The sequence below is a fragment of the Staphylococcus carnosus genome, from assembly GCF_900458435.1.
Classification (GTDB): domain Bacteria; phylum Bacillota; class Bacilli; order Staphylococcales; family Staphylococcaceae; genus Staphylococcus; species Staphylococcus carnosus.
Genome location: NZ_UHCT01000001.1, coordinates 1,563,484 through 1,584,204, shown reverse-complemented (window position 1 = coordinate 1,584,204; position 20,721 = coordinate 1,563,484). Strand labels below are relative to the sequence as shown.

18 protein-coding genes are annotated in these 20,721 nt (G+C 34.0%); 13 read left to right on the top strand and 5 right to left on the bottom strand.

What is annotated here, in order from left to right:
- The first annotated feature begins 15 nt into the window (after positions 1-15).
- Positions 16-822 (top strand): Cof-type HAD-IIB family hydrolase, encoded by an 807-nt coding sequence (locus DYE31_RS07615; RefSeq protein WP_015900222.1) that lies wholly within the window; start codon positions 16-18, stop codon positions 820-822.
- A gap of 50 nt (positions 823-872) precedes the next feature.
- On the opposite strand, the gene DYE31_RS07610 is transcribed toward DYE31_RS07615, so the two are convergent.
- From DYE31_RS07610 to rpmG, 3 genes are all read right to left on the bottom strand, one after another.
- Positions 873-1,187, bottom strand: a complete 315-nt coding sequence (locus DYE31_RS07610; RefSeq protein WP_015900223.1) for a hypothetical protein — start codon at positions 1,185-1,187, stop codon at positions 873-875.
- A gap of 117 nt (positions 1,188-1,304) precedes the next feature.
- Positions 1,305-2,768, bottom strand: coding sequence for an amino acid permease (locus DYE31_RS07605; RefSeq protein WP_015900224.1), 1,464 nt, complete (start codon positions 2,766-2,768; stop codon positions 1,305-1,307).
- Positions 2,769-3,080: 312 nt separating this feature from the next.
- Positions 3,081-3,230, bottom strand: a complete 150-nt coding sequence (gene rpmG / locus DYE31_RS07600; RefSeq protein WP_015900225.1) for a 50S ribosomal protein L33 — start codon at positions 3,228-3,230, stop codon at positions 3,081-3,083.
- A gap of 258 nt (positions 3,231-3,488) precedes the next feature.
- On the opposite strand from rpmG, the gene rpsN reads away from it, so the two are divergent.
- The 3 genes from rpsN to DYE31_RS07585 all read left to right on the top strand — a co-directional run bounded on the left by rpsN (position 3,489) and on the right by DYE31_RS07585 (position 5,964).
- Positions 3,489-3,758, top strand: a complete 270-nt coding sequence (rpsN, locus tag DYE31_RS07595) for a 30S ribosomal protein S14 (protein ID WP_015900226.1) — start codon at positions 3,489-3,491, stop codon at positions 3,756-3,758.
- A gap of 186 nt (positions 3,759-3,944) precedes the next feature.
- Positions 3,945-4,922, top strand: coding sequence for a GMP reductase (guaC, locus tag DYE31_RS07590; RefSeq protein ID WP_015900227.1), 978 nt, complete (start codon positions 3,945-3,947; stop codon positions 4,920-4,922).
- A gap of 22 nt (positions 4,923-4,944) precedes the next feature.
- Positions 4,945-5,964 carry a CAP domain-containing protein gene (locus DYE31_RS07585; RefSeq protein WP_015900228.1) on the top strand — a complete coding sequence of 340 codons (1,020 nt, stop codon included), beginning with the start codon at positions 4,945-4,947 and terminating at the stop codon, positions 5,962-5,964.
- A gap of 93 nt (positions 5,965-6,057) precedes the next feature.
- Here DYE31_RS07585 and lexA read toward each other — a convergent pair whose 3' ends face one another.
- Positions 6,058-6,681, bottom strand: a complete 624-nt coding sequence (gene lexA, locus DYE31_RS07580) for a transcriptional repressor LexA (RefSeq protein ID WP_015900229.1) — start codon at positions 6,679-6,681, stop codon at positions 6,058-6,060.
- A gap of 143 nt (positions 6,682-6,824) precedes the next feature.
- Here lexA and sosA point away from each other — a divergent pair, with 143 nt between their 5' ends.
- From sosA to sbcC, 7 genes are all read left to right on the top strand, one after another.
- Positions 6,825-7,058, top strand: a complete 234-nt coding sequence (gene sosA, locus DYE31_RS07575) for a DNA damage-induced cell division inhibitor SosA (protein ID WP_015900230.1) — start codon at positions 6,825-6,827, stop codon at positions 7,056-7,058.
- A gap of 133 nt (positions 7,059-7,191) precedes the next feature.
- A complete protein-coding gene (locus DYE31_RS07570; protein WP_015900231.1) occupies positions 7,192-7,434 on the top strand; it encodes a DUF896 domain-containing protein in 243 nt (80 codons plus the stop codon).
- 201 nt (positions 7,435-7,635) lie between these two features.
- A complete protein-coding gene (gene tkt / locus DYE31_RS07565; protein ID WP_015900232.1) occupies positions 7,636-9,624 on the top strand; it encodes a transketolase in 1,989 nt (662 codons plus the stop codon).
- 188 nt (positions 9,625-9,812) lie between these two features.
- Positions 9,813-10,043 (top strand): YneF family protein, encoded by a 231-nt coding sequence (locus DYE31_RS07560; RefSeq protein ID WP_015900233.1) that lies wholly within the window; start codon positions 9,813-9,815, stop codon positions 10,041-10,043.
- Between the two features lie 289 nt (positions 10,044-10,332).
- The gene (locus tag DYE31_RS07555; RefSeq protein WP_015900234.1) at positions 10,333-10,800 is read left to right on the top strand and encodes a CcdC family protein; all 468 of its coding nucleotides are present in this window, start codon (positions 10,333-10,335) and stop codon (positions 10,798-10,800) included.
- Between the two features lie 282 nt (positions 10,801-11,082).
- Positions 11,083-12,210 (top strand): exonuclease subunit SbcD, encoded by a 1,128-nt coding sequence (gene sbcD, locus DYE31_RS07550; RefSeq protein WP_015900236.1) that lies wholly within the window; start codon positions 11,083-11,085, stop codon positions 12,208-12,210.
- On the top strand, positions 12,207-15,242 hold the full coding sequence (sbcC, locus tag DYE31_RS07545) for an exonuclease subunit SbcC (RefSeq protein ID WP_015900237.1): 3,036 nt from the start codon (positions 12,207-12,209) through the stop codon (positions 15,240-15,242). Before sbcD ends, sbcC begins: the two co-directional genes overlap by 4 nt.
- Before the next feature lie 51 nt (positions 15,243-15,293).
- Here the strand turns inward: sbcC and mscL are convergent, their stop codons facing one another.
- Positions 15,294-15,716, bottom strand: coding sequence for a large conductance mechanosensitive channel protein MscL (gene mscL / locus DYE31_RS07540; protein WP_015900238.1), 423 nt, complete (start codon positions 15,714-15,716; stop codon positions 15,294-15,296).
- A gap of 388 nt (positions 15,717-16,104) precedes the next feature.
- Here mscL and DYE31_RS07535 point away from each other — a divergent pair, with 388 nt between their 5' ends.
- Positions 16,105-17,739 (top strand): BCCT family transporter, encoded by a 1,635-nt coding sequence (locus tag DYE31_RS07535; RefSeq protein ID WP_015900239.1) that lies wholly within the window; start codon positions 16,105-16,107, stop codon positions 17,737-17,739.
- A 259-nt stretch (positions 17,740-17,998) separates the two neighbouring features.
- The gene (gene acnA / locus DYE31_RS07530; RefSeq protein ID WP_015900240.1) at positions 17,999-20,704 is read left to right on the top strand and encodes an aconitate hydratase AcnA; all 2,706 of its coding nucleotides are present in this window, start codon (positions 17,999-18,001) and stop codon (positions 20,702-20,704) included.
- Positions 20,705-20,721 lie beyond the last annotated feature (17 nt).

Genomic DNA, 20,721 nt, shown 5'->3' with positions numbered 1-20,721 from the left:
AGCGCATCACGTCAAATGACTAAATATGAAATGATTGTAATGGATATGGACGATACTTTATTAACATCAGATAATGAAGTAAGTTCGAAAACCGCGCAATACTTAATTAACCTTCAAGAAGAAGGATATCATGTCGTACTGGCTTCAGGACGACCAACAGAAGGTATGTTGCCAATTGCAAGATCGCTTAAATTGAATGAACATGATAGTTATGTCATCAGCTATAATGGTGGTAGAACTACGCGTGTTAAAGATGGCGAACTAGAAGACGAAAAAAGTGTTTCTAAAGAAGATTTTGATAAAATTGTAGACTTTTGCAGAGAAAACAATCTGTTTGTCTTAACTTATCAAGATGGTCATATTATTTATGAAGGTACTCATGAATATATGAATATTGAATCAGAGTTAACAGGCTTACCTATGAAAAAAGTAGACGATATCAAATCATTTATTCAAAATCCTGTTCCTAAAGCGATGGGGGTAGATTATGTTCCTCATATCGAAGAGATTTTCCAAAGTTTAGATGGAAGATTTAATGAACATGTAGATGTGACGACGAGCAAGCCTTATTTCTTAGAATTTATGGCACATGGTGTTTCAAAAGGAAATGCTTTAAGAGCACTTTGCAAGAAAGAAGATATTGATATCTCAAAAACGATTGCTTTTGGCGATAGCCTAAATGACTATTCAATGATAGAAGCAGCAGGTTATTCAGTAGCAATGGGCAATGCAAAAGAAGAATTAAAAGAAGCAGCAGATTATGTAACGCTCGATCACGATTCTGATGGTATTGTAGCGGCTTTAGAAAAAATATTGAAATAAAATAAACAAAGGATACTCATCTGAAATAATTGAGTATCCTTTGTTTTTGCTTATTTTGCGGTATGTGTCCATTCATGCATCCCATGGTTGCGTTTAACAAGTGCATAAATATTATCAGCAGAATAATCTAAGTTGGTATAAACTGTAATAATATATGCAGATTGTCCTTTTTCAAATGGTTCATTAAGATATACATCTTTTAAGTGCTCAAATAGCGGAACCATCTGATCATGTTCCAAACTCGGATATTCTCTTAAAGTTCTTTTAACAAGGTTGCCTTGCTTTTCTTCAAGAGATTGAACAACGATGACAAAACGTTCGTCTTTTTTCAAAACATTGTCAAATAAATTAGTTTGTCCTACCATGTTGTAACACCTCGATTTGTTCGTATTATTAATATTATTATACTACATATATTTCTATGAGAAAATCATCAGTTAAATAAAAAAACAGGTTGGAAATACCAACCTGTTTAAAGTATGTTACTTTTTATGAACTTTATTGAATTCTTGGAAACTTCTTAAGTCCATATCTTTTAAGCGCACATATTTCGTTTTATTAATTGTTTTATGAAGTAAGTAAATGACAGCAAGAATAATGATAGGTAAGAAATCTTTCGTTAATCCGCCTGCATTCAGTGTTACTATATCTTCAAATGATCCTCCGACAAGTAAAAAGACTAATGTTGCTAAAACAATGATAGGACCTAAAGGATATAATGGTGATTTATAAGGTAGCAGCTTGTTTGCATCTAATCCTTGTGCTTTGATACCTCGGCGCAATCTGATAAGAGAACAAACAGCAGCAGCCCAAATAAAGATAATAAGTTGTCCGATAATACCTAACAATGTAAAAATTGTATCCGCGTAAAAATTAGCAATGATAATGACTGAGACCACAATTAGATAGGTTGTTAAAATTGCTGGAAGCGGTAATTTTGTTTTTGAATGCAAATGACTTAAAAACTTAGGCGCTTGTTTTTCATTACTAAGTGAAAATAACATACGACTTGTTGTATAAATACCAGAGTTAGCAGCTGATAATAATGAAGTTAAAATAACTGCATTAATAACAGATGCGGCAAAGGCGATGCCAACTCTATCAAAGACTATAGTGAAAGGACTTTGTGCTACTGATTCACTTTTGTTTAATAATAAAGGATCAGAATAAGGTAAAATTGCAGATATTACAGCAATAGAAAGAATATAGAATAATAAAATTCTCCAAAATACTGATTTGATCGCATTCGGCATTGATTTTTCAGGGTTGTCAGATTCACCTGCTGTGACAGCTACAACCTCTGTACCCCCGACGGAGAAACCTGCAACGAGTAAAACACTCAAGAATCCTGATATTCCGCCGACGAATGGTGCTTCACCTGTTGTGAAATTTTTGAAACCATACGTGTGGCCGCCTAAAATACCGAATATCATTAAAATACCTACAACAATAAATATGATAATAGTTGCAACTTTAATTGCAGATAACCAGAATTCCGCTTCTCCAAAAGCTCTGACTGTAAAAATGTTTAATAGCAATAATAACGTAATAAAAATCAAGCTCCATGTTAATGGAGAAAAGAATTTGAAAGTATCCCAATAATAAAGAACGTTAGATGCAATGATGACATCTACGCTAGTTACAAGTGACCATATTGCCCAGTACAGCCAACCTGCCGTAAAACCGAGAGAAGGATCAATAAAGCGTGTTGAATATGAACTGAATGATCCTGAAACTGGATAAAACGTAGCTAATTCTCCAACTGATGACATTAAGAAGTACAACATTACCCCGATTACTACATAAGCGAGAATGGCACCGCCAGGTCCAGCTTGAGAAATAACTCCGCCAGTAGCAATAAATAGACCAGTACCGATTGCGCCGCCAATTGCAATCATTGATATGTGCCGGGAACTCAGCCCCCTGTTCATTTTGTTTTCATCCATAAGCGTAACCTCGAATCTTTTATTTTAAAAATGATATGTAGTCTATTCTAATCGTTTTTTTGCTACTAATCAATGGAATTTAGGACTTTAAAGCGAAAAAATTTAAAAAATTCTGAAAAAAGAGAGGGTAGTTAATAATTGGCTGGATAATAAGGCGGAAAAGTAGGGGGTATGGACAAAAATACGTTAAAGGTGTATATTGAATACCCGTTAAAAAATGAAAAAAGTGAACTTAAACGTTATATATAACGGTAAGTTCACTATCGTCGTTTCGTCGTTATCATTTTGAAAAGATAACTTAATTTCATTAGATTATTTAGTTTCGCGGTGTAATGTATATTTTTTTAATCTTGGACAATATTTCATTAATTCAATACGTTCAGGATTGTTACGTTTGTTTTTAGTAGTAATATAATTACGGTCGCCGCATTCTGTGCAAGCTAAAGTTACGTTTACGCGCAATGTAGACACCCTTTCTATTAAGTTATTAGCAATACTTACGCACTTAAATTTACCATAATCATGCATAACGTGCAAGATATGGTTTGAATAATGGTGCATAAGCTCAATGTATTCTATTCTATAGAAAAAATTCCAATTAGTAAACAACTTTGCTCGGAAAAATGAGCAAAATGTATTGATAAAGTCCAAATTTGTGTTATGATATAAATCGTAATAATTACGATTATAAATAATTATTAATGAAAGGTAGGAACTTTAATGGCAAAAAAATCAAAAGTTGTTAAAGAACAAAAACGAGAAGAACTCGTTGCTAAATATTACGCAAAACGTCAAGAGTTGAAAGCTAAAGGTGACTATGAAGGTTTACAAAAATTACCAAGAGATTCATCACCTACACGTTTAACTCGCAGATGTAAAGTTACTGGAAGACCACGTGGTGTAATGAGAAAATTCGAAATGTCACGTATCGCATTCAGAGAACATGCGCATAAAGGTCAAATTCCAGGCGTTAAAAAAGCAAGTTGGTAAGATTATCAACTATATAATGAGTGCTTAGTTTTAGAACACACATTTCTTTGATGAAATGTGTTCTTTTTTTGTTCAAATTTAACTCAAAAAATGAATTTTAAGTTGGTAAAATGTACTGCAAGATAGTATGATATACATTGGATATTTTGGAAAAAATAAATAAAGAGTATGGGGTAGGTGTTTTTAATGAAGATATTTGATTATGAAGATGTACAATTGATTCCAAATAAATGTATCGTAAAGAGCCGTTCAGAGTGTGACACAAGTGTGCAATTCGGTCCTAAACGATTCAAGTTGCCAGTAGTGCCAGCAAACATGCAAACAGTTATGAATGAAAAATTAGCAGAATGGTTTGCTGAAAATGATTATTTCTACATTATGCATCGTTTTGATGAAGAAGGACGTATTCCTTTTATCAAAAAAATGCAAGATAAAGGATTATTTGCATCTATTTCAGTAGGTGTTAAAGATAAAGAGTACGATTTCGTTAGAGAATTAGCAGAAGAAGGATTAAAACCGGAGTATATCACAATTGATATTGCACATGGACATTCAGAACAAGTGATTAATATGATCCGTCAAATTAAATCTTATTTACCTGAAACTTTTGTAATTGCAGGGAACGTAGGTACACCTGAAGGTGTAAGGGAACTTGAAAATGCAGGTGCGGATGCTACTAAAGTAGGTATTGGACCTGGGCGTGTATGTATCACTAAAATTAAAACTGGTTTTGGTACAGGCGGTTGGCAATTAGCTGCAATCAATCATTGCAGTAAAGCAGCCCGTAAACCGATGATTGCTGATGGTGGTATCAGAACACATGGTGATATTGCTAAATCTATCCGTTTCGGAGCTTCAATGGTTATGGTAGGATCTTTATTTGCAGCACATGAAGAATCTCCTGGTGAAACTGTTGAATTAGATGGCAAACTTTATAAAGAATACTTCGGCAGTGCGTCAGAATTCCAAAAAGGCGAACATAAAAATGTTGAAGGCAAAAAAATGTTTGTCGAACATAAAGGTACATTGGCTGATACATTGACTGAAATGCAACAAGACTTACAAAGTTCAATTTCATATGCAGGCGGTAAAGATTTAGACTCTTTACGCAAAGTAGATTATGTCATTGTTAGAAATTCTATTTTCAATGGTGACAGAGACTAAGATTTTGTACTAATGTGCGGGGGTGTCCAAAATTAGAAAATGGTTTGGACTGGTCACGGTATTTTTGCTTATCGCATTATGTATGCCGGTAAAAGAAACACCGTGGATGGAACATATACAAGAACAAGCAAGAGGAAAAATCCAAGCTTTAGCAGCTAAAGAAAGTATCAATAAAGAAGCGTTGAAAGTTCCTGATAAACAAGACTTTGCGATTAGAAATATTCAGATGAATATGGATAAAGCGCAAGTAGAAAAACAGTTAGGACAACCTCAAAGGGTAACTGCCAATGAATATGGTTTGAAATGGTATACCTATCATAATCAATATCATTCATTTATCATGGTCAGTTATATTGATAATAAAGTAAATGCCATGTATACGAACCAAAATGTTATTTCGTCTAAATCTAAGATTAAATATGGCACACCACAAGATACAGTCCGATCACGCATGGGCAAACCTCTAGATTCAATTACTAAAGGAAAATATCGGTTTGAGTTAGATAATGATGAGTATGATGTGTTTAATAAAGACAACATTTATACGACTGTATTTTATGATCAACATGAAAACAATCAAGTGAAAGGGCTCATGCAGGTGAGTAAAACAATGGAGGACCGTCTGACACAGCAATATGGGGCGCCTTCATCTTCGCTTGAAAAAGGTTTTGAATTACAAGATTTTGATTTAGTCAACGCAGAACGTGTTCAAAAAGATAAACCAGTATTAAAATACAATCAACCATTATCGGATACTGCGCGTAAGCACAGTGATGATATGGCAGATAATCACTACTTTGATCATAATAACTTAAAAGGTGAATCACCTTTTGATCGAATGCAAAAAGATGGAATTGATTATCAAACAGCAGGTGAAAATCTAGCCTATGGTCAACAAAGCAGTATTTTTGCACATGAAGGTTTGATGAATTCAGAAGGACATCGAAAAAATATCTTGCAGTCTAACTTTAAGAATTTAGGTGTCGGTGTCAGTTTTAATAAAGAAAGACAACCGTTCTGGACAGAAGATTATACAGGTTAAAAAAATCACCTCGGGTCTGAGAAATCTCAGTCCCGAGGTGATTTTTACGTGCTGATTATTTAGAAGAGATAATATGCAAACAGAAAAGGTATATTAAAGTTCTCTGAATAAACCTACAACTTTACCTAAAACGGTAACTTGCTCTAAATAAATAGGATCCATTGTGCTGTTTTCTGGTTGCAAACGATAACGATGTTTCTCTTTGTAGAAACGTTTGACAGTAGCTTCGTCATCTTCAGTCATCGCTACGATAATATCACCGTTTTCAGCAATCGTTTGGCTGCGGACAATGACTTTATCGCCATCGAGAATACCAGCTTCAATCATACTGTCTCCTACTACATTTAAGATAAAAATGTCGCTGTTGTGCGTAGAAGTTAAGTGTTCGGGAAGCGGGAAGTATTCTTCAATATTTTCCACAGCTGTAATAGGAACACCGGCAGTAACTTTACCGATAACAGGAACATGGATAGTACCTTCCATTTCAGCATTTTCTTCAAGTTGATCACTGACAATTTCAATTGCTCTTGGTTTGGTAGGATCACGTCTGATGTAACCTTTGCTTTCAAGTCTGGATAGATGTCCATGCACAGTTGAACTGGACGCTAATCCTACTGCTTCTCCGATCTCTCTGACACTAGGCGGATAACCTTTTGTGTGGACAACAGTTTTTATATATTCATAAATTTCGCTTTGACGTTTCGTTAATTCTGTCATATTAAAGCACATCCTCTTCTAGTTTGTTCTTATTATAGCATGCGAACAGCACATTTACAAACATTTGTTCGTAAAAGTATTGACAGCGAACAATCGTTCTGATATTGTGTTTATGCAAACAAATGTTCTGGGAGTGTTGGAAAATGATTAAGAAATATCAATCGACTTTTTTAGCGTATTCTGCAGTATTATTGACTTCATTTATACTGTTTTCAGCTTTTATAATAAGTGCAAACCAATCTGAAGGTAAAGAACAAGTGTACGAAATGACAGATCATACAATATCTGCTAAAGCAGAACAAAAAGCCGAACGTGAAGGATATATTAAAGCGGATAGCGAACAAGAAAGCAAACCATTAATTGCTGTACTACATTAAAAATAATGTTTGGTCTCTAATGAAGTGTATAATCTGTTGAAAAAGGGAATAGCTAGATAAACAGAGTATCATTTTAATTTTAAAGAATAATTTGATATTATAAATGATTATCAGCATGATGGAGGTTATACAAATGTCTGAAGAACATAAAAAAACAATTAATAGAATTAATGAACTTTCAAAGAAGAAAAAAGAAGAAGGCTTAACTAAAGAAGAAGCGAAGGAAAGAGCAGAACTACATCAAAAATATCTTGATACTTTCCGCGAAGGATTTAAACAGCAAATCGAAAATACAAAAGTGTTAGACCCTGAAAGTAACGACGTAACTCCGGATAAATTGAAAAAGATACAACGTGATCAAAATAAAAGAAGCTAAAATCAAAGGTTGAATTTGATTTTTAAAATAGAGCTATACCGCATCAGCATAGTGTTGAAGCGGTATTTTTTTATAAAAAAGTAAAAGAGTAAATAATTTATTTTGATTGGTAACGGTTTCATAAGAACAATAAATGTAAAACGGACTATAGATAATGTATAATGGCATAAAATGATGCTGTATAGAAAGGAAGTTTTATTGATGTTTGACAAAAAAGATGAACTTGCAGTTAATACGATAAGAGCATTAAGTATTGATGCAGTTGAGAAAGCAAATTCTGGACACCCAGGATTACCAATGGGTGCTGCGCCAATGGCATATACGCTTTGGACACGTCATTTGAACTTTAATCCTAATTCAAATGAATATTTTAATAGAGATAGATTCATCTTGTCTGCAGGACATGGTTCTGCATTGCTTTACAGCTTACTTCATGTATCAGGCAGCTTAGAATTAGAAGAGTTGAAACAATTTAGACAATGGGACTCTAAAACTCCTGGACACCCTGAATTCAGACACACTCAAGGTGTAGAAGTTACAACTGGTCCACTTGGTCAAGGTTTTGCTATGTCTGTGGGAATGGCAATGGCTGAAGATCATTTAGCAGGTAAATTTAATAAACCTGATGCAAACGTAGTAGATCATTACACTTATGTTTTAGCTTCTGATGGTGACTTAATGGAAGGTATCTCTCATGAAGCTGCTTCATTAGCAGGTCATTTGCAATTAGATAAATTAATTGCGCTTTATGATTCAAATGATATCTCATTAGATGGTGATTTAGATAAAGCCTTCTCTGAAAACATCAAACAACGTTTTGAAGCATATGGTTGGAATCACATTTTAGTTAAAGATGGTAATGACTTAGAAGAAATCAATAATGCTATCGAAGAAGCTAAAAAACAAAAAGGACCAACAATGATTGAAGTGAAAACTGTTATTGGTTACGGTTCACCAAACAAATCAGGTACACACGGTGTGCATGGTGCACCATTAGGTGAAGATGAACGTAAATTAACAATTGAAAACTATCATTTAGATCCTGAAAAACGTTTCTATGTACCAGATGAAGTTTATGATATTTTCAGTAACACAATGTTAAAACGTGCTGATGAAAATGAAGCAGCATGGAAAAAATTAGTGGAAAAATACTCTGAAGAATATCCTGAACTTGCTGATGAATTCAAAAAAGCAATCAATGGAGAATTACCAAAAGATTACGCTGAACATTTACCAGAATTCAAAGTTGGAACTGAAAGTGCAACACGTGCTGATTCAGGAGATGTTATCCAATCATTAAGTGAACACGTTCCTTCATTCTTCGGTGGTTCAGCAGACTTAGCTGGTTCTAACAAATCAAATGTTAAAGAAGCAGTAGATTATGACCGTAATACACCAGAAGGTAAAAATATCTGGTTCGGTGTACGTGAATTTGCAATGGGCGCTGCTGTAAACGGTATGGCTGCACATGGCGGATTAAACCCATATGGTGCAACATTCTTCGTATTCAGCGACTATTTAAAACCAGCATTAAGATTGTCAGCAATTATGGGATTAAATTCAACATTTATCTTCACACACGATTCAATTGCTGTAGGTGAAGATGGTCCAACTCACGAACCGATCGAACAATTAGCTGCATTACGTTCATTACCAAACATGAATGTGATTCGTCCAGCTGACGGTAACGAAACTCGTGTGGCTTGGGAAGTAGCTTTAGAAACTGAAAACACACCAACTTCATTAGTTTTAACTCGTCAAAACTTACCTGTTTTAGATGTATCTAAAGAAACAGTTGAAGAAGGTGTTCGTAAAGGTGCATATGTTGTTTATGAATCAGATGCTGAACCTGAATATCTATTGCTTGCTACAGGCTCTGAAGTGAGCTTGGCAGTTGAAGCAGCAAAATCATTTGCTGAAAATGGTAAAGGTATTCGCGTAGTATCAATGCCTAACTGGCACGCATTCGAACAACAATCAAAAGAATACAAAGATGAAATCCTTCCACCTTCAATTACAAAACGTTTAGCTGTAGAAATGGGTGCAACGCTTGGTTGGCATAAATATGTCGGCTTAGAAGGCGAAGTATTAGGAATCGATAGATTCGGTGCAAGTGCTCCAGGCGGCTTAGTTGTTGAAAAATATGGTTTCACAAAAGAAAATGTGCTTAAGTTATTGAACAATCTATAATAAATGCAATACAATGTAAGTAAGAGAGAGCTATTCCATACTTGAAATGCTGTATATTACAGTTTAAATTTCAACGGGCTAGGAATAGCTCTTATTTTGTGAATTCAATGCAAGAGTGTAATAGAACAACTTGAAATGAATTTATAAGTTTAGTAAAATGCTAAAGGATAAAGAAAGTGGGTGAGACAATGGCAACTTGGTTAGCAATTCTTTTAATTGTTGCTGCACTTATCATCGGTTTAGTTGGTGGTTTCTTCCTAGCAAGAAAATATATGATGGATTACCTTAAAAAGAACCCGCCAATCAATGAAGAAATGTTACGAATGATGATGATGCAAATGGGTCAAAAACCATCTCAAAAGAAAATCAATCAAATGATGACGATGATGAATAAAAATATGGATCAAAAAATGAAATAATCTATGATAAGAAAAAAGGAACTTTGCCGATTAAAGGGTTAAGTTTCTTTTTTTATACTAGTAACACCAAATGAGAAATATGAACTCATAAAAAAGCAGTTCATGAATAGATAGTGTTATAAAATAACATGCAAAGGTGTCTTTGGAATTTACATTAAATATAGGTTTAGAAGTATAAATGAAATTAACTTGAAAAAAGTGAACGTTTTTATATGGAAAAATCGGGATGCAATGATATACTATACAATGATTTAAATTAAATATTTAACCATGTAAAGAGGGTGTCATTGTGTTATATCTCGTATTTTCTATCGGTATAGCATTCATAATGGGCGCTGTTGTAATAGCAATTAGAATGAAAGCACAACAATTTCCTGTTAATGAAAAGAAATTAATATTACCACCTATATTTATGTCTACAGGTGCATTAATGTTTGTTGTTCCTTATTTTAGATTAACAGGCATGGAAATTATTGAAGCGATTATTTTAGGTGTACTATTTTCAACAGTACTAATCTGGACATCTCGTTTTGAAGTAAAAGGTTCAGAAATTTATATGAAACGTTCTAAAGCGTTTCCGATTATATTAATCTCATTGCTCGTTATCAGAACTTTTATTAAAGTGATTGTCAGTAATCAAATCGATCCTGGACAACTTGCGGGAATGTTCTTCTTACTTGCATTCTGTATGATTTTACCATGGAGAATTGCTATGTTAATGAAATATAAAAAATTGAAAAAAGAACTTATAAATTAATGCATATTCACTAACAATGGACGCTTTCTTAATATAGGAAGCGTCCATTTGCTGAAAAAGGGTATGATAGTAAGAGAAAATTATTAAACGAGGGTGATTAAGTTGAAACTTAAACATGTAGTAAGTTTAATCGGTATTATCATCGCAGGATTAGCATTAACGTTTTCTTTTTTCCAAAAATTATACTAGCCGAAAAGTAGTTGCATAAATAAAAAACAAACCGCTTATTTTCAATGAGAAGATAAGCGGTTTGTTATATAATTGGGGTAATGAGGTGATTCTTTGAAAGTCATACATACAGCTGACTGGCACCTAGGAAAAATTTTAAATGGTCAGTCATTTTTAGAAGATCAAAAGTACATTTTAAAACAATTTATCAAAGCCATGGAAACAGAAAAACCTGACTTAATTGTCATTGCAGGAGATTTATATGATACAAGCTATCCAAGTAAAGAAGCAATCCAACTATTAGAATCAACAATTAGTGAATTAAATTTAAAGTTGCAGATACCCATTATTATGATAAGTGGAAATCATGACGGCAAAGCACGATTAAATTATGGTGCTTCTTGGTTCGAACATTCAAAATTATATATTCGTACAGAATTATCAACAATGCATCAACCTATTTCATTTGAAGAGGTAGATTTCTATACATTGCCTTTTGCAACATTAAGCGAAATGCAGCATTATTTCCCTGATGAAAATTTAAAATCATATGATGAGGCAGTAGAATGCTGCTTAAAACATATGAGTACAGGACTAGATAAAAACAAACTAAATGTATTAATTGCACATATGACAGTAGCAGGTGGAATCAGAAGTGAATCAGAACGACCTTTAACAATAGGTACTGTTGAACAAGTACCAGAAAAATATATGGAACACTTTGACACTGTGATGTTAGGTCATTTGCATCATCCGTTTAGTATCCAATCTGATTATGTCTTTTATAGCGGGTCACTTTTACAATATTCATTTTCAGAAACAAATCAGCCAAAAGGTTACCGTCGTGTTTTATTAGAATTGCCGCATGAAGTTAAAAGCACATTCATAGCGATGCAGCCTTTACGTGAACTAGAAGTGATTGAAGCAACTTATGATGATGTCATTCAAGATAGAATAGCAGTTAAAAACAAAGATAACTATATTCACTTTAAATTAAGCGAGATGTCGCATATTTCAGATCCGATTATGAACATCAAACAACTCTATAAAAATGTGCTTGCGCTCACAAATCATTCACAAACGTTTGAACATCAATTTACAGATCGAGAAATTAAAAAATTATCAGATCAAACCATTATTGAAACTTTCTATGAAGAAATGACACATAAGGATTTATCAGAAATTCAAAAGAAAAAAGTAACACAGTTGCTGAATGATATTATGAGAGGTGACAATACATGAAACCATTAAACCTTCATTTGCAAAATGTCGGTCCTTTCATGGAAGAAACAATAGATTTTACACAACTGAAAAATAATGAACTTTTTCTAATCAGTGGTAAAACAGGTTCAGGAAAGTCAATGCTGTTTGATGCGATTGTGTTTGCTTTGTATGGAAAAGCATCAACGTCTTCAAGAAAAGAAACTGCATTAAGAAGTCACTTTGCTGATGGAAAATCTCCTATGGAGGTAGAACTTGTATTTCAATTGAAAGATAAGCAGTTTAAAGTTGTTAGACAAGGTGCCTTTATCAAAGAAGGCAATAAAAACCCAACAAATCCTAATTTATCCGTTTATGAGCTAGAAGATGGAAAATATGAACTTAGAGAAAGCAAAGTCACTGCGGGGAATAATTATATAGAAGGCTTGTTAGGTGTTGATATAGAGCAATTTAGACAGCTGTTTATTCTGCCGCAAGGAGAATTTAAAAAGTTCCTCTTTTCTAAGAGTTCAGCAAAACAAGAAATTCTTAGAACATTATTCAACACGAACCGTTTTGAAACTTTACAGCAAATGTTAGTGAATCAAAATAAAGAAGAAAAGAAAAAAATTGAAGCAAGACACCAGCAAATCGAACAGTTGTGGAATAAAGCAGAGGATTTTGATGATGAAAGCTTACAAGCGTATAAAACACTTCCGAGCATACAAACTGAAAAATTATTAGATGCGATTCCAGATTTTGAACGAATTGGTAAAGATATTTATAAACACTTAGAAAAAGAAAAAACGCAACAAGAGGAAGTTAAGCATAAAGCTGAAACAGCTTATCGAGATGCTGAAGATTTAAATCAAAAAATAAATGACCGAAAGACTTTAACAGATGAATTAGAAGCACTTGAAAAACATGCTTCTGAAATTAAAATACTGGAAACAAAGTTGAAAAAAATCCGAGAAGTACGCCCGCTTCATCAAATCATTGAAAATATTTCAGCGCATTCAAAAAAATTGGACGAATTAAATGTTAAGTGTGAGAAAATCGAGCATAATATTCAACAATATCAAGCTAGTCTGCAGAAAATCACAGATGAACAAGCAGCACTCTCTGAAGCAGAAGATGACATAGAAGCAAAACGTAAATTTATTAACGAAACACAGTATTTTTATCAAAATATCAAACAATATCAAATAGCATATGACTCTAAAAACCAAGTTCATGAAGATTATAACCAATCCAAAAAAGATTTAAATGATAATGAACAATTATTAGATGAAATGAAAGCTGTTCATCAAAATGAGCGACCTGATTATGAACGACTTCATCAACTTACACAGCAATTGTTTGATTTAAAACAAGAAATCAAAGATACAAAAGAAGCGATAGAAAAAAAGGAAGAATATGATCAACGTGTAAAAAAATTAAAAGCTTTAGAACAAGAAATGACACAAAATATGCGGAAATCAAATGAAATTCAAGAAGCAATTTCTCAGTTTAATACGAATCAATTGGAATTTGACAACCAAGAAGCAATGATTAAAAAACTTCAATCAATGTTGCAACCAGGAGACCAATGCCCGATATGCGGCAATACGATTGATTCACCTTCAGATCATTTGGACTTTGAACAATTAAAAGCACAAAAAGAAAAGTTGAATGATTTAAACGAGAACAAAGAAGCAATAAGAGCCGCATATTCTAAATTAGAAGCTGAGTACAGTATGCTTAAAAATGAAACTGATAAATTTGAGCATCAAGAAGTGCCGGAAAATAATGAACAAATACTCGCAGATTTAAAAGAAAAGTACGAAAAAACAGAGGCAGACAAAAAACATCAAGAGAAACGCAACAAAGAAATTGAGAAAAAACAAACTCAAATACAAGAGATTAAAGAAAAAATTCAAAATTTACAACTTGCACTCACTCAGAAAAAAGCTGAATCTGAAAAAATAAATCGTTTGATTGAAGCGTTCGAAAATGGAACAACGTTTAATAAGATTAATGATTTTATAAAAGGTTTTTCAGAAAAAGAAGAAGCAGTTAAAGCGCATCAAACTAAAATTGAGGCACTGAAACAACAAGAAACAGAGGCAAAGCAAAATATAGCAGTTGAGCAAACAAAGTTCAAATCAGCACAAGATAACCGTAAAGAAACACAAAAAGAAAAAACAAATTTAGAGCAACAATCACAAAGTGAAATGCAAAACATCGGTATCCAAAGTACAGATGAAGTACAAGAGATTTTAGATTTGATGCCAGAAAAAGAACAAATTGAAGAACGAATCAAATCATATCATGAGAAACAAAATAATTTATCTCATAAGATTGCTGAATTGAAAGCACTTATCGGTAATCAAGAGAAACCTGACTTAGAGAAGTTATTTAAAAATCTTGAATTACAGAAAACAGAATTAGAAGAGAAGTCGAAGCGGTTAAATGAGCATGAGTTTAAAATGCAATTAAATACGAGTAATTTTAAAGAAATAAAAGAACACATTGATGTTTTAGAAAAAGAATTATCTGAACAACAAGAAATTTTTGATTTAGCTGAAGTATTATCTGGCAAGAATATACAAAAGCTGACATTAGAAAATTATGTGTTAGTTTACTATTTAGAAATGATTTTAGAGTTTGCTAATAAGCGGTTTATGAAAATGACCAATAATAGATATATATTAAAACGGAGTGATGTTGTGACACAAGGTTATAGTGGATTAGAAATTGTTGTGTTTGATTCACATTCCAATAAAACACGTCATATTTCTACACTATCAGGTGGAGAATCATTCCAAGCATCATTGGCATTAGCATTAGGATTAAGTGAAGTCGTCCAACAAGAGTCAGGCGGCATTACTTTAGAATCGATGTTCATAGATGAAGGATTTGGAACACTTGATCAAGAAACTTTGGAAACAGCTTTAGATACATTATTAAATATTAAATCAACAGGCAGAATGGTAGGTATTATTTCTCATGTCAGTGAACTTAAACAACGTATTCCTACGATTTTAGAAGTAAAAACAGATGCTTACCAAAGTACGACACAATTTAAGTTTTAACATACAAAAACGACTTGCGTGATTCGCAAGTCGTTTTTATTTAGAAATAAATTAAAATTTCTTATTATCAACATCGTCAGTTTCAGTAAAGATGTTAGTTGTTTCATTTGTAACAGTGCCATTTTGTTGTTGCAATAAGTCTCTGATTTCAGTAAGTAAAACAATATTTTCTTCTGGCTCTTCTTCCACTTCTTCTTTTCTCATTAATGTATTTGCTAATTTAACGAAAAGGAATAGGGCGAAAGCAACGATTAAGAAATCGATGACAGATTGAACGAATAAGCCATATTTAATCCCCATAAATGACCAGTTTTTAGCGAAATCTACTGTACCGAAGATTAAGCCGATTAATGGCATGATGATATATGTTACTAATGAAGTAATGATTTTGTTGAAAGCAGCACCCATTACTACAGCAACAGCTAAGTCTAATACGTTTCCTTTAAAGGCAAACTCTTTAAATTCTTTAAACATAAGTATAGATATCCTCCTAAATTTACTAAACTATATTATACGATAAATCTTTTAAGAAAAAAAATAGCTGTTTTGGTTATTTTTACAAATTCTTGAAAGGACATTGCTTTTTTTGGGAATCATAGCGCTTTCATATTTATAAGTAATAAAAAAGGGTATAGACCAAAAGTATATTGCCTAATATAAGCGTTAAATAATCAAATTAACCCCTAAAACATTTATGATTTAATCAATAATTAATATATTGTATATTTGTTATTGGTAAATTTGATTATATGCTAGTCCTTTGTTATGCTAGTAAATGGTTTTTCGCGAAAATGATTTTTTCTTATAAAATCAGTTTTATATTTTTTGGACAATAAAATAAATAGAAAGGGAGTAATTGATTATGAATTCTTCTCAGCATGGTAATAATGGCAAGAAGCTTTCACCGGTATTTATTTACGGATCGATTCTAGTATTAATCGTTGTTTTAGCCGGAGCTATCTTTCCTAGCCAGTTTGACAAAATCACGAATGCCGTCAAACTTTGGATTACCAATGATTTGGGTTGGTATTACTTAATTTTAACTACGATAATCGTATTCTTCTGTGTGTTCTTGATTTTCAGCCCAATCGGTAAACTAAAACTAGGGAAACCGAATGACAAACCTGAATTCAATACTATTTCTTGGTTTGCAATGTTATTCAGTGCTGGAATGGGAATCGGATTAGTATTCTATGGCGCAGCTGAACCTATGGGAGATTTTGCTGCACCGCCGAACGCTAAACCCGAAACAGCGCAAGCTTATACAGAAGCATTACGTTCTTCTTTCTTCCATTGGGGCTTCCACGCATGGGCAGTATATGGTGTAGTTGCTTTAGCACTCGCTTATGCTCAGTTTAGAAAAGGAGAAGCTGGTCTTTTATCTAAAACTTTACGTCCGATTTTAGGAGATAAAGTAGATGGCCCAATTGGTACAATTGTTGACGTATTAGCGGTATTCGCAACAGTTGTCGGTGTTGCCGTATCTCTAGGTATGGGTGCACTGCAAATCAATGGTGGATTAAATTACTTATTTGGAGTTCCAAACAATGTTTGGGTTCAAGGTGTAATTATTATTATCGTAACAATTCTCTTTATCGCTTCAGCTTGGTCTGGCCTAAGCAAAGGTATCCAATATTTAAGTAACCTTAATATTGGATTAGGGGCACTATTGATGATTATTGCTTTAATTGTCGGACCTACAGTTCTTATTTTGGATATGATGACAAGCTCAACAGGTAGCTTATTTAATTCATTCTTATTCAACAGTTTTGATACTGCGGCATTAAATCCGCAAAAACGTGAATGGATGTCATCATGGACACTATATTATTGGGGCTGGTGGTTAAGTTGGAGTCCATTCGTGGGTGTATTTATTGCCCGTGTTTCTAAAGGACGTTCAATCAGAGAATTTATGTCAGGCGTATTGCTAGTTCCAGCAATTGTCAGCTTTATTTGGTTCAGTGTGTTTGGTGTACTAGGTATTGAAACTGGTAAGAAACACCATGACTTATTCAAAATGGCACCTGAAACACAATTATTCGGCGTGTTCCATCACTTGCCAATGGGCTTTGTCTTATCTATTATCGCGTTATTGTTGATTGCTTCATTCTTTATTACATCAGCAGACTCAGCAACATTCGTGTTAGGTATGCAAACTTCATTCGGTTCATTAGAACCATCATCATATATCAAAGTATCATGGGGTGTAGCTCAATCACTTATCGCATTCATTCTGTTATTCTCAGGTGGAGATACAGGATTGAACTCATTACAAAGTGCTGCGATAATCAGTGCATTGCCATTCTCCATTATCGTGATACTGATGATGATCAGTTTCTACAAAGATGCGAACCGCGAACGTAAATTCTTAGGCTTGACGTTAACGCCTAATAAACACCGTTTAGAAGAATATGTAAAATATTCTCAACAAGATTATGAAGAAGATATTTTAGATAAACGTAAAGCACGTCAACAATCTGAACAATCACATTCATAATATGATTAAATCATGACTACCTCGCAAATGATGCGGGGTAGTTTTTTGTTATAAAGATTTATTGTTTTAATTGAAAACAATTCTCAATCAATAAAAGATACTTATTACACGAGCTGTATATGATAATTAATACTTATACTTACTGATTAAAAAACAAAAATGATTTTAGCGTGTTTTCTACTGTTTAATAGTTGTAATCCCTTACTTATATCTATACAATTTAATTAAAGGCATAATATTGAATCAGGGGGGATTATACATGTCTTCTAACTTAAAAGAGCAGGCAAAGAAAACGTTTTCTCTTAACGGAAAAACGTACACTTTTTATGATTTGCAAGCATTAGAAGAACAAGGTTTAACAAACATCAACAAATTACCATACTCAATCCGAGTATTGTTAGAATCAGTTTTGCGTCAAGAAGACGGGTTTGTTATTACTGACGAGCATATCGAAGGGTTATCAAAATTCGGCAATGGCGGAGAAGGCGAAGTTCCATTCAAACCTTCACGCGTAATCTTACAAGACTTCACTGGTGTTCCAGCTGTAGTAGATTTAGCTTCATTACGTAAAGCAATGGATGATGTAGGTGGAGATATTAACAAAATCAACCCAGAAGTACCAGTTGATTTAGTTATTGACCACTCTGTACAAGTTGATAGCTATGCTAATCCTGATGCATTACAACGTAACATGAAATTAGAATTTCATCGTAACTATGAACGTTATCAATTCTTAAACTGGGCTACTAAAGCATTCGATAACTACAATGCAGTACCACCAGCAACTGGTATCGTTCACCAAGTAAACTTAGAGTATTTAGCAAATGTTGTACATGCTAGAGACGTAGACGGCGAAACAGTAGCTTTCCCTGATACATTAGTAGGTACTGACTCACATACTACAATGATCAATGGTCTTGGCGTTCTTGGCTGGGGTGTTGGCGGTATCGAAGCTGAAGCAGGTATGCTTGGCCAACCTTCTTACTTCCCAATTCCAGAAGTTATCGGCGTACGTTTGACAAATGCATTACCGCAAGGTGCAACTGCAACTGACTTAGCATTACGTGTAACTGAAGAATTACGTAAAAAAGGCGTTGTAGGTAAATTTGTTGAATTCTTCGGTCCTGGTGTACAACACTTACCATTAGCTGACCGTGCTACAATCGCTAACATGGCTCCTGAATATGGTGCTACATGCGGTTTCTTCCCGGTAGACGAAGAATCTCTTAAATATTTACGTTTAACTGGCCGTTCTGAAGAACAAATTGAACTTGTTGAAGAGTACTTGAAACAAAACCATATGTTCTTTGACGTAACAAAAGAAGATCCATCATACACAGATGTTGTAGAATTAGATTTATCTACTGTTGAACCTTCTTTATCAGGTCCTAAACGTCCACAAGACTTGATTAAATTAGGCGACATGAAAGAATCATTCGAAAAATCTGTAACTGCACCAGCAGGTAACCAAGGCTTTGGTTATGATGAATCAGAATTCGATAAAAAAGCTAAAATTGAATTTGAAGACGGCAGAACTGCTGAAATGACTACTGGTGATATTGCAATTGCTGCAATCACATCATGTACAAACACATCTAACCCATATGTAATGTTAGGTGCTGGTTTAGTAGCTAAAAATGCTGTTGAAAAAGGCTTGAAAGTTCCTGAGTTTGTTAAAACATCATTAGCACCAGGTTCAAAAGTTGTAACAGGTTACTTAGCTGATTCTGGTTTACAAGAATATCTTGATGAACTTGGATTCAACTTAGTTGGTTATGGTTGTACAACTTGTATCGGTAACTCTGGTCCACTTTTACCAGAAATCGAAAAAGCAATTTCAGGAGAAGACTTATTAGTAACTTCTGTATTATCAGGTAACCGTAACTTTGAAGGACGTATTCACCCATTAGTAAAAGGTAACTACTTAGCATCACCTCCATTAGTTGTAGCGTATGCTTTAGCAGGTACTGTAGATATCGACCTTCAAAATGACTCTTTAGGTAAAGATAAAGATGGTAACGATGTTTACTTGAAAGATATCTGGCCTTCAATCAAAGAGGTTGCAGATGCAGTTGATAGTGCTGTTACACCTGAATTATTCCGTGAAGAATACTCAAATGTATACACTAACAACGAAATGTGGAATGAAATTGATGTAACGGATGCGCCATTATATGACTTTGATCCTAAATCAACTTACATTCAAAATCCAACATTCTTCCAAGGCTTATCTAAAGAACCTGGTACAATCGAACCATTGAAAAACCTACGTGTAATGGGTAAATTCGGTGATTCTGTAACAACTGACCATATTTCACCAGCTGGTGCGATTGGTAAAGATACACCTGCAGGCCAATACTTGCAAGAAAATGATGTACCAATCAGAGAGTTCAACTCTTATGGTTCAAGACGTGGTAACCATGAAGTAATGGTTCGTGGTACATTCGCGAATATTCGTATTAAAAACCAATTAGCTCCTGGTACAGAAGGTGGCTTCACAACTTATTGGCCAACTGATGAAGTAATGCCGATTTATGATGCTGCAATGAAATACAAAGAAGACGGCACAGGCTTAGTTGTATTAGCAGGTAATGACTACGGTATGGGATCTTCACGTGACTGGGCAGCTAAAGGTACAAACCTTTTAGGTGTTAAAACAGTTATCGCTCAAAGTTACGAACGTATCCACCGTTCAAACTTAGTTATGATGGGTGTACTTCCATTACAATTCCTAGACGGCGAATCAGCTGACAGCCTAGGATTAGACGGCAGAGAAGAAATTTCTGTTGATATCGATGAAAATGTAAAACCTCATGACAAAGTTAAAGTAACAGCGAAAAAAGAATCTGGCGAAGTTGTAGAATTCGAAGCAATCGCTCGTTTCGACTCACTTGTTGAATTAGACTACTATCGTCACGGTGGTATCTTACAATTAGTATTACGTAAAAAATTACAAGACGCTTAAGTTAACGATTAATTTGA

Excerpts from the sequence above, each read along its gene's own strand:
- DYE31_RS07560 (WP_015900233.1), top strand. The coding sequence starts at position 9,813 with ATGGCAACTTGGTTAGCAATTCTTTTAATTGTTGCTGCACTTATCATC.
- DYE31_RS07535 (WP_015900239.1), top strand. The coding sequence starts at position 16,105 with ATGAATTCTTCTCAGCATGGTAATAATGGCAAGAAGCTTTCACCGGTA.
- DYE31_RS07605 (WP_015900224.1), bottom strand. The coding sequence starts at position 2,768 with ATGGATGAAAACAAAATGAACAGGGGGCTGAGTTCCCGGCACATATCA.
- rpsN (WP_015900226.1), top strand. The coding sequence starts at position 3,489 with ATGGCAAAAAAATCAAAAGTTGTTAAAGAACAAAAACGAGAAGAACTC.
- DYE31_RS07570 (WP_015900231.1), top strand. The coding sequence starts at position 7,192 with ATGTCTGAAGAACATAAAAAAACAATTAATAGAATTAATGAACTTTCA.
- tkt (WP_015900232.1), top strand. The coding sequence starts at position 7,636 with ATGTTTGACAAAAAAGATGAACTTGCAGTTAATACGATAAGAGCATTA.
- lexA (WP_015900229.1), bottom strand. The coding sequence starts at position 6,681 with ATGACAGAATTAACGAAACGTCAAAGCGAAATTTATGAATATATAAAA.
- mscL (WP_015900238.1), bottom strand. The coding sequence starts at position 15,716 with ATGTTTAAAGAATTTAAAGAGTTTGCCTTTAAAGGAAACGTATTAGAC.
- DYE31_RS07615 (WP_015900222.1), top strand. The coding sequence starts at position 16 with ATGACTAAATATGAAATGATTGTAATGGATATGGACGATACTTTATTA.
- acnA (WP_015900240.1), top strand. The coding sequence starts at position 17,999 with ATGTCTTCTAACTTAAAAGAGCAGGCAAAGAAAACGTTTTCTCTTAAC.
- sosA (WP_015900230.1), top strand. The coding sequence starts at position 6,825 with ATGATTAAGAAATATCAATCGACTTTTTTAGCGTATTCTGCAGTATTA.
- sbcC (WP_015900237.1), top strand. The coding sequence starts at position 12,207 with ATGAAACCATTAAACCTTCATTTGCAAAATGTCGGTCCTTTCATGGAA.
- guaC (WP_015900227.1), top strand. The coding sequence starts at position 3,945 with ATGAAGATATTTGATTATGAAGATGTACAATTGATTCCAAATAAATGT.
- DYE31_RS07610 (WP_015900223.1), bottom strand. The coding sequence starts at position 1,187 with ATGGTAGGACAAACTAATTTATTTGACAATGTTTTGAAAAAAGACGAA.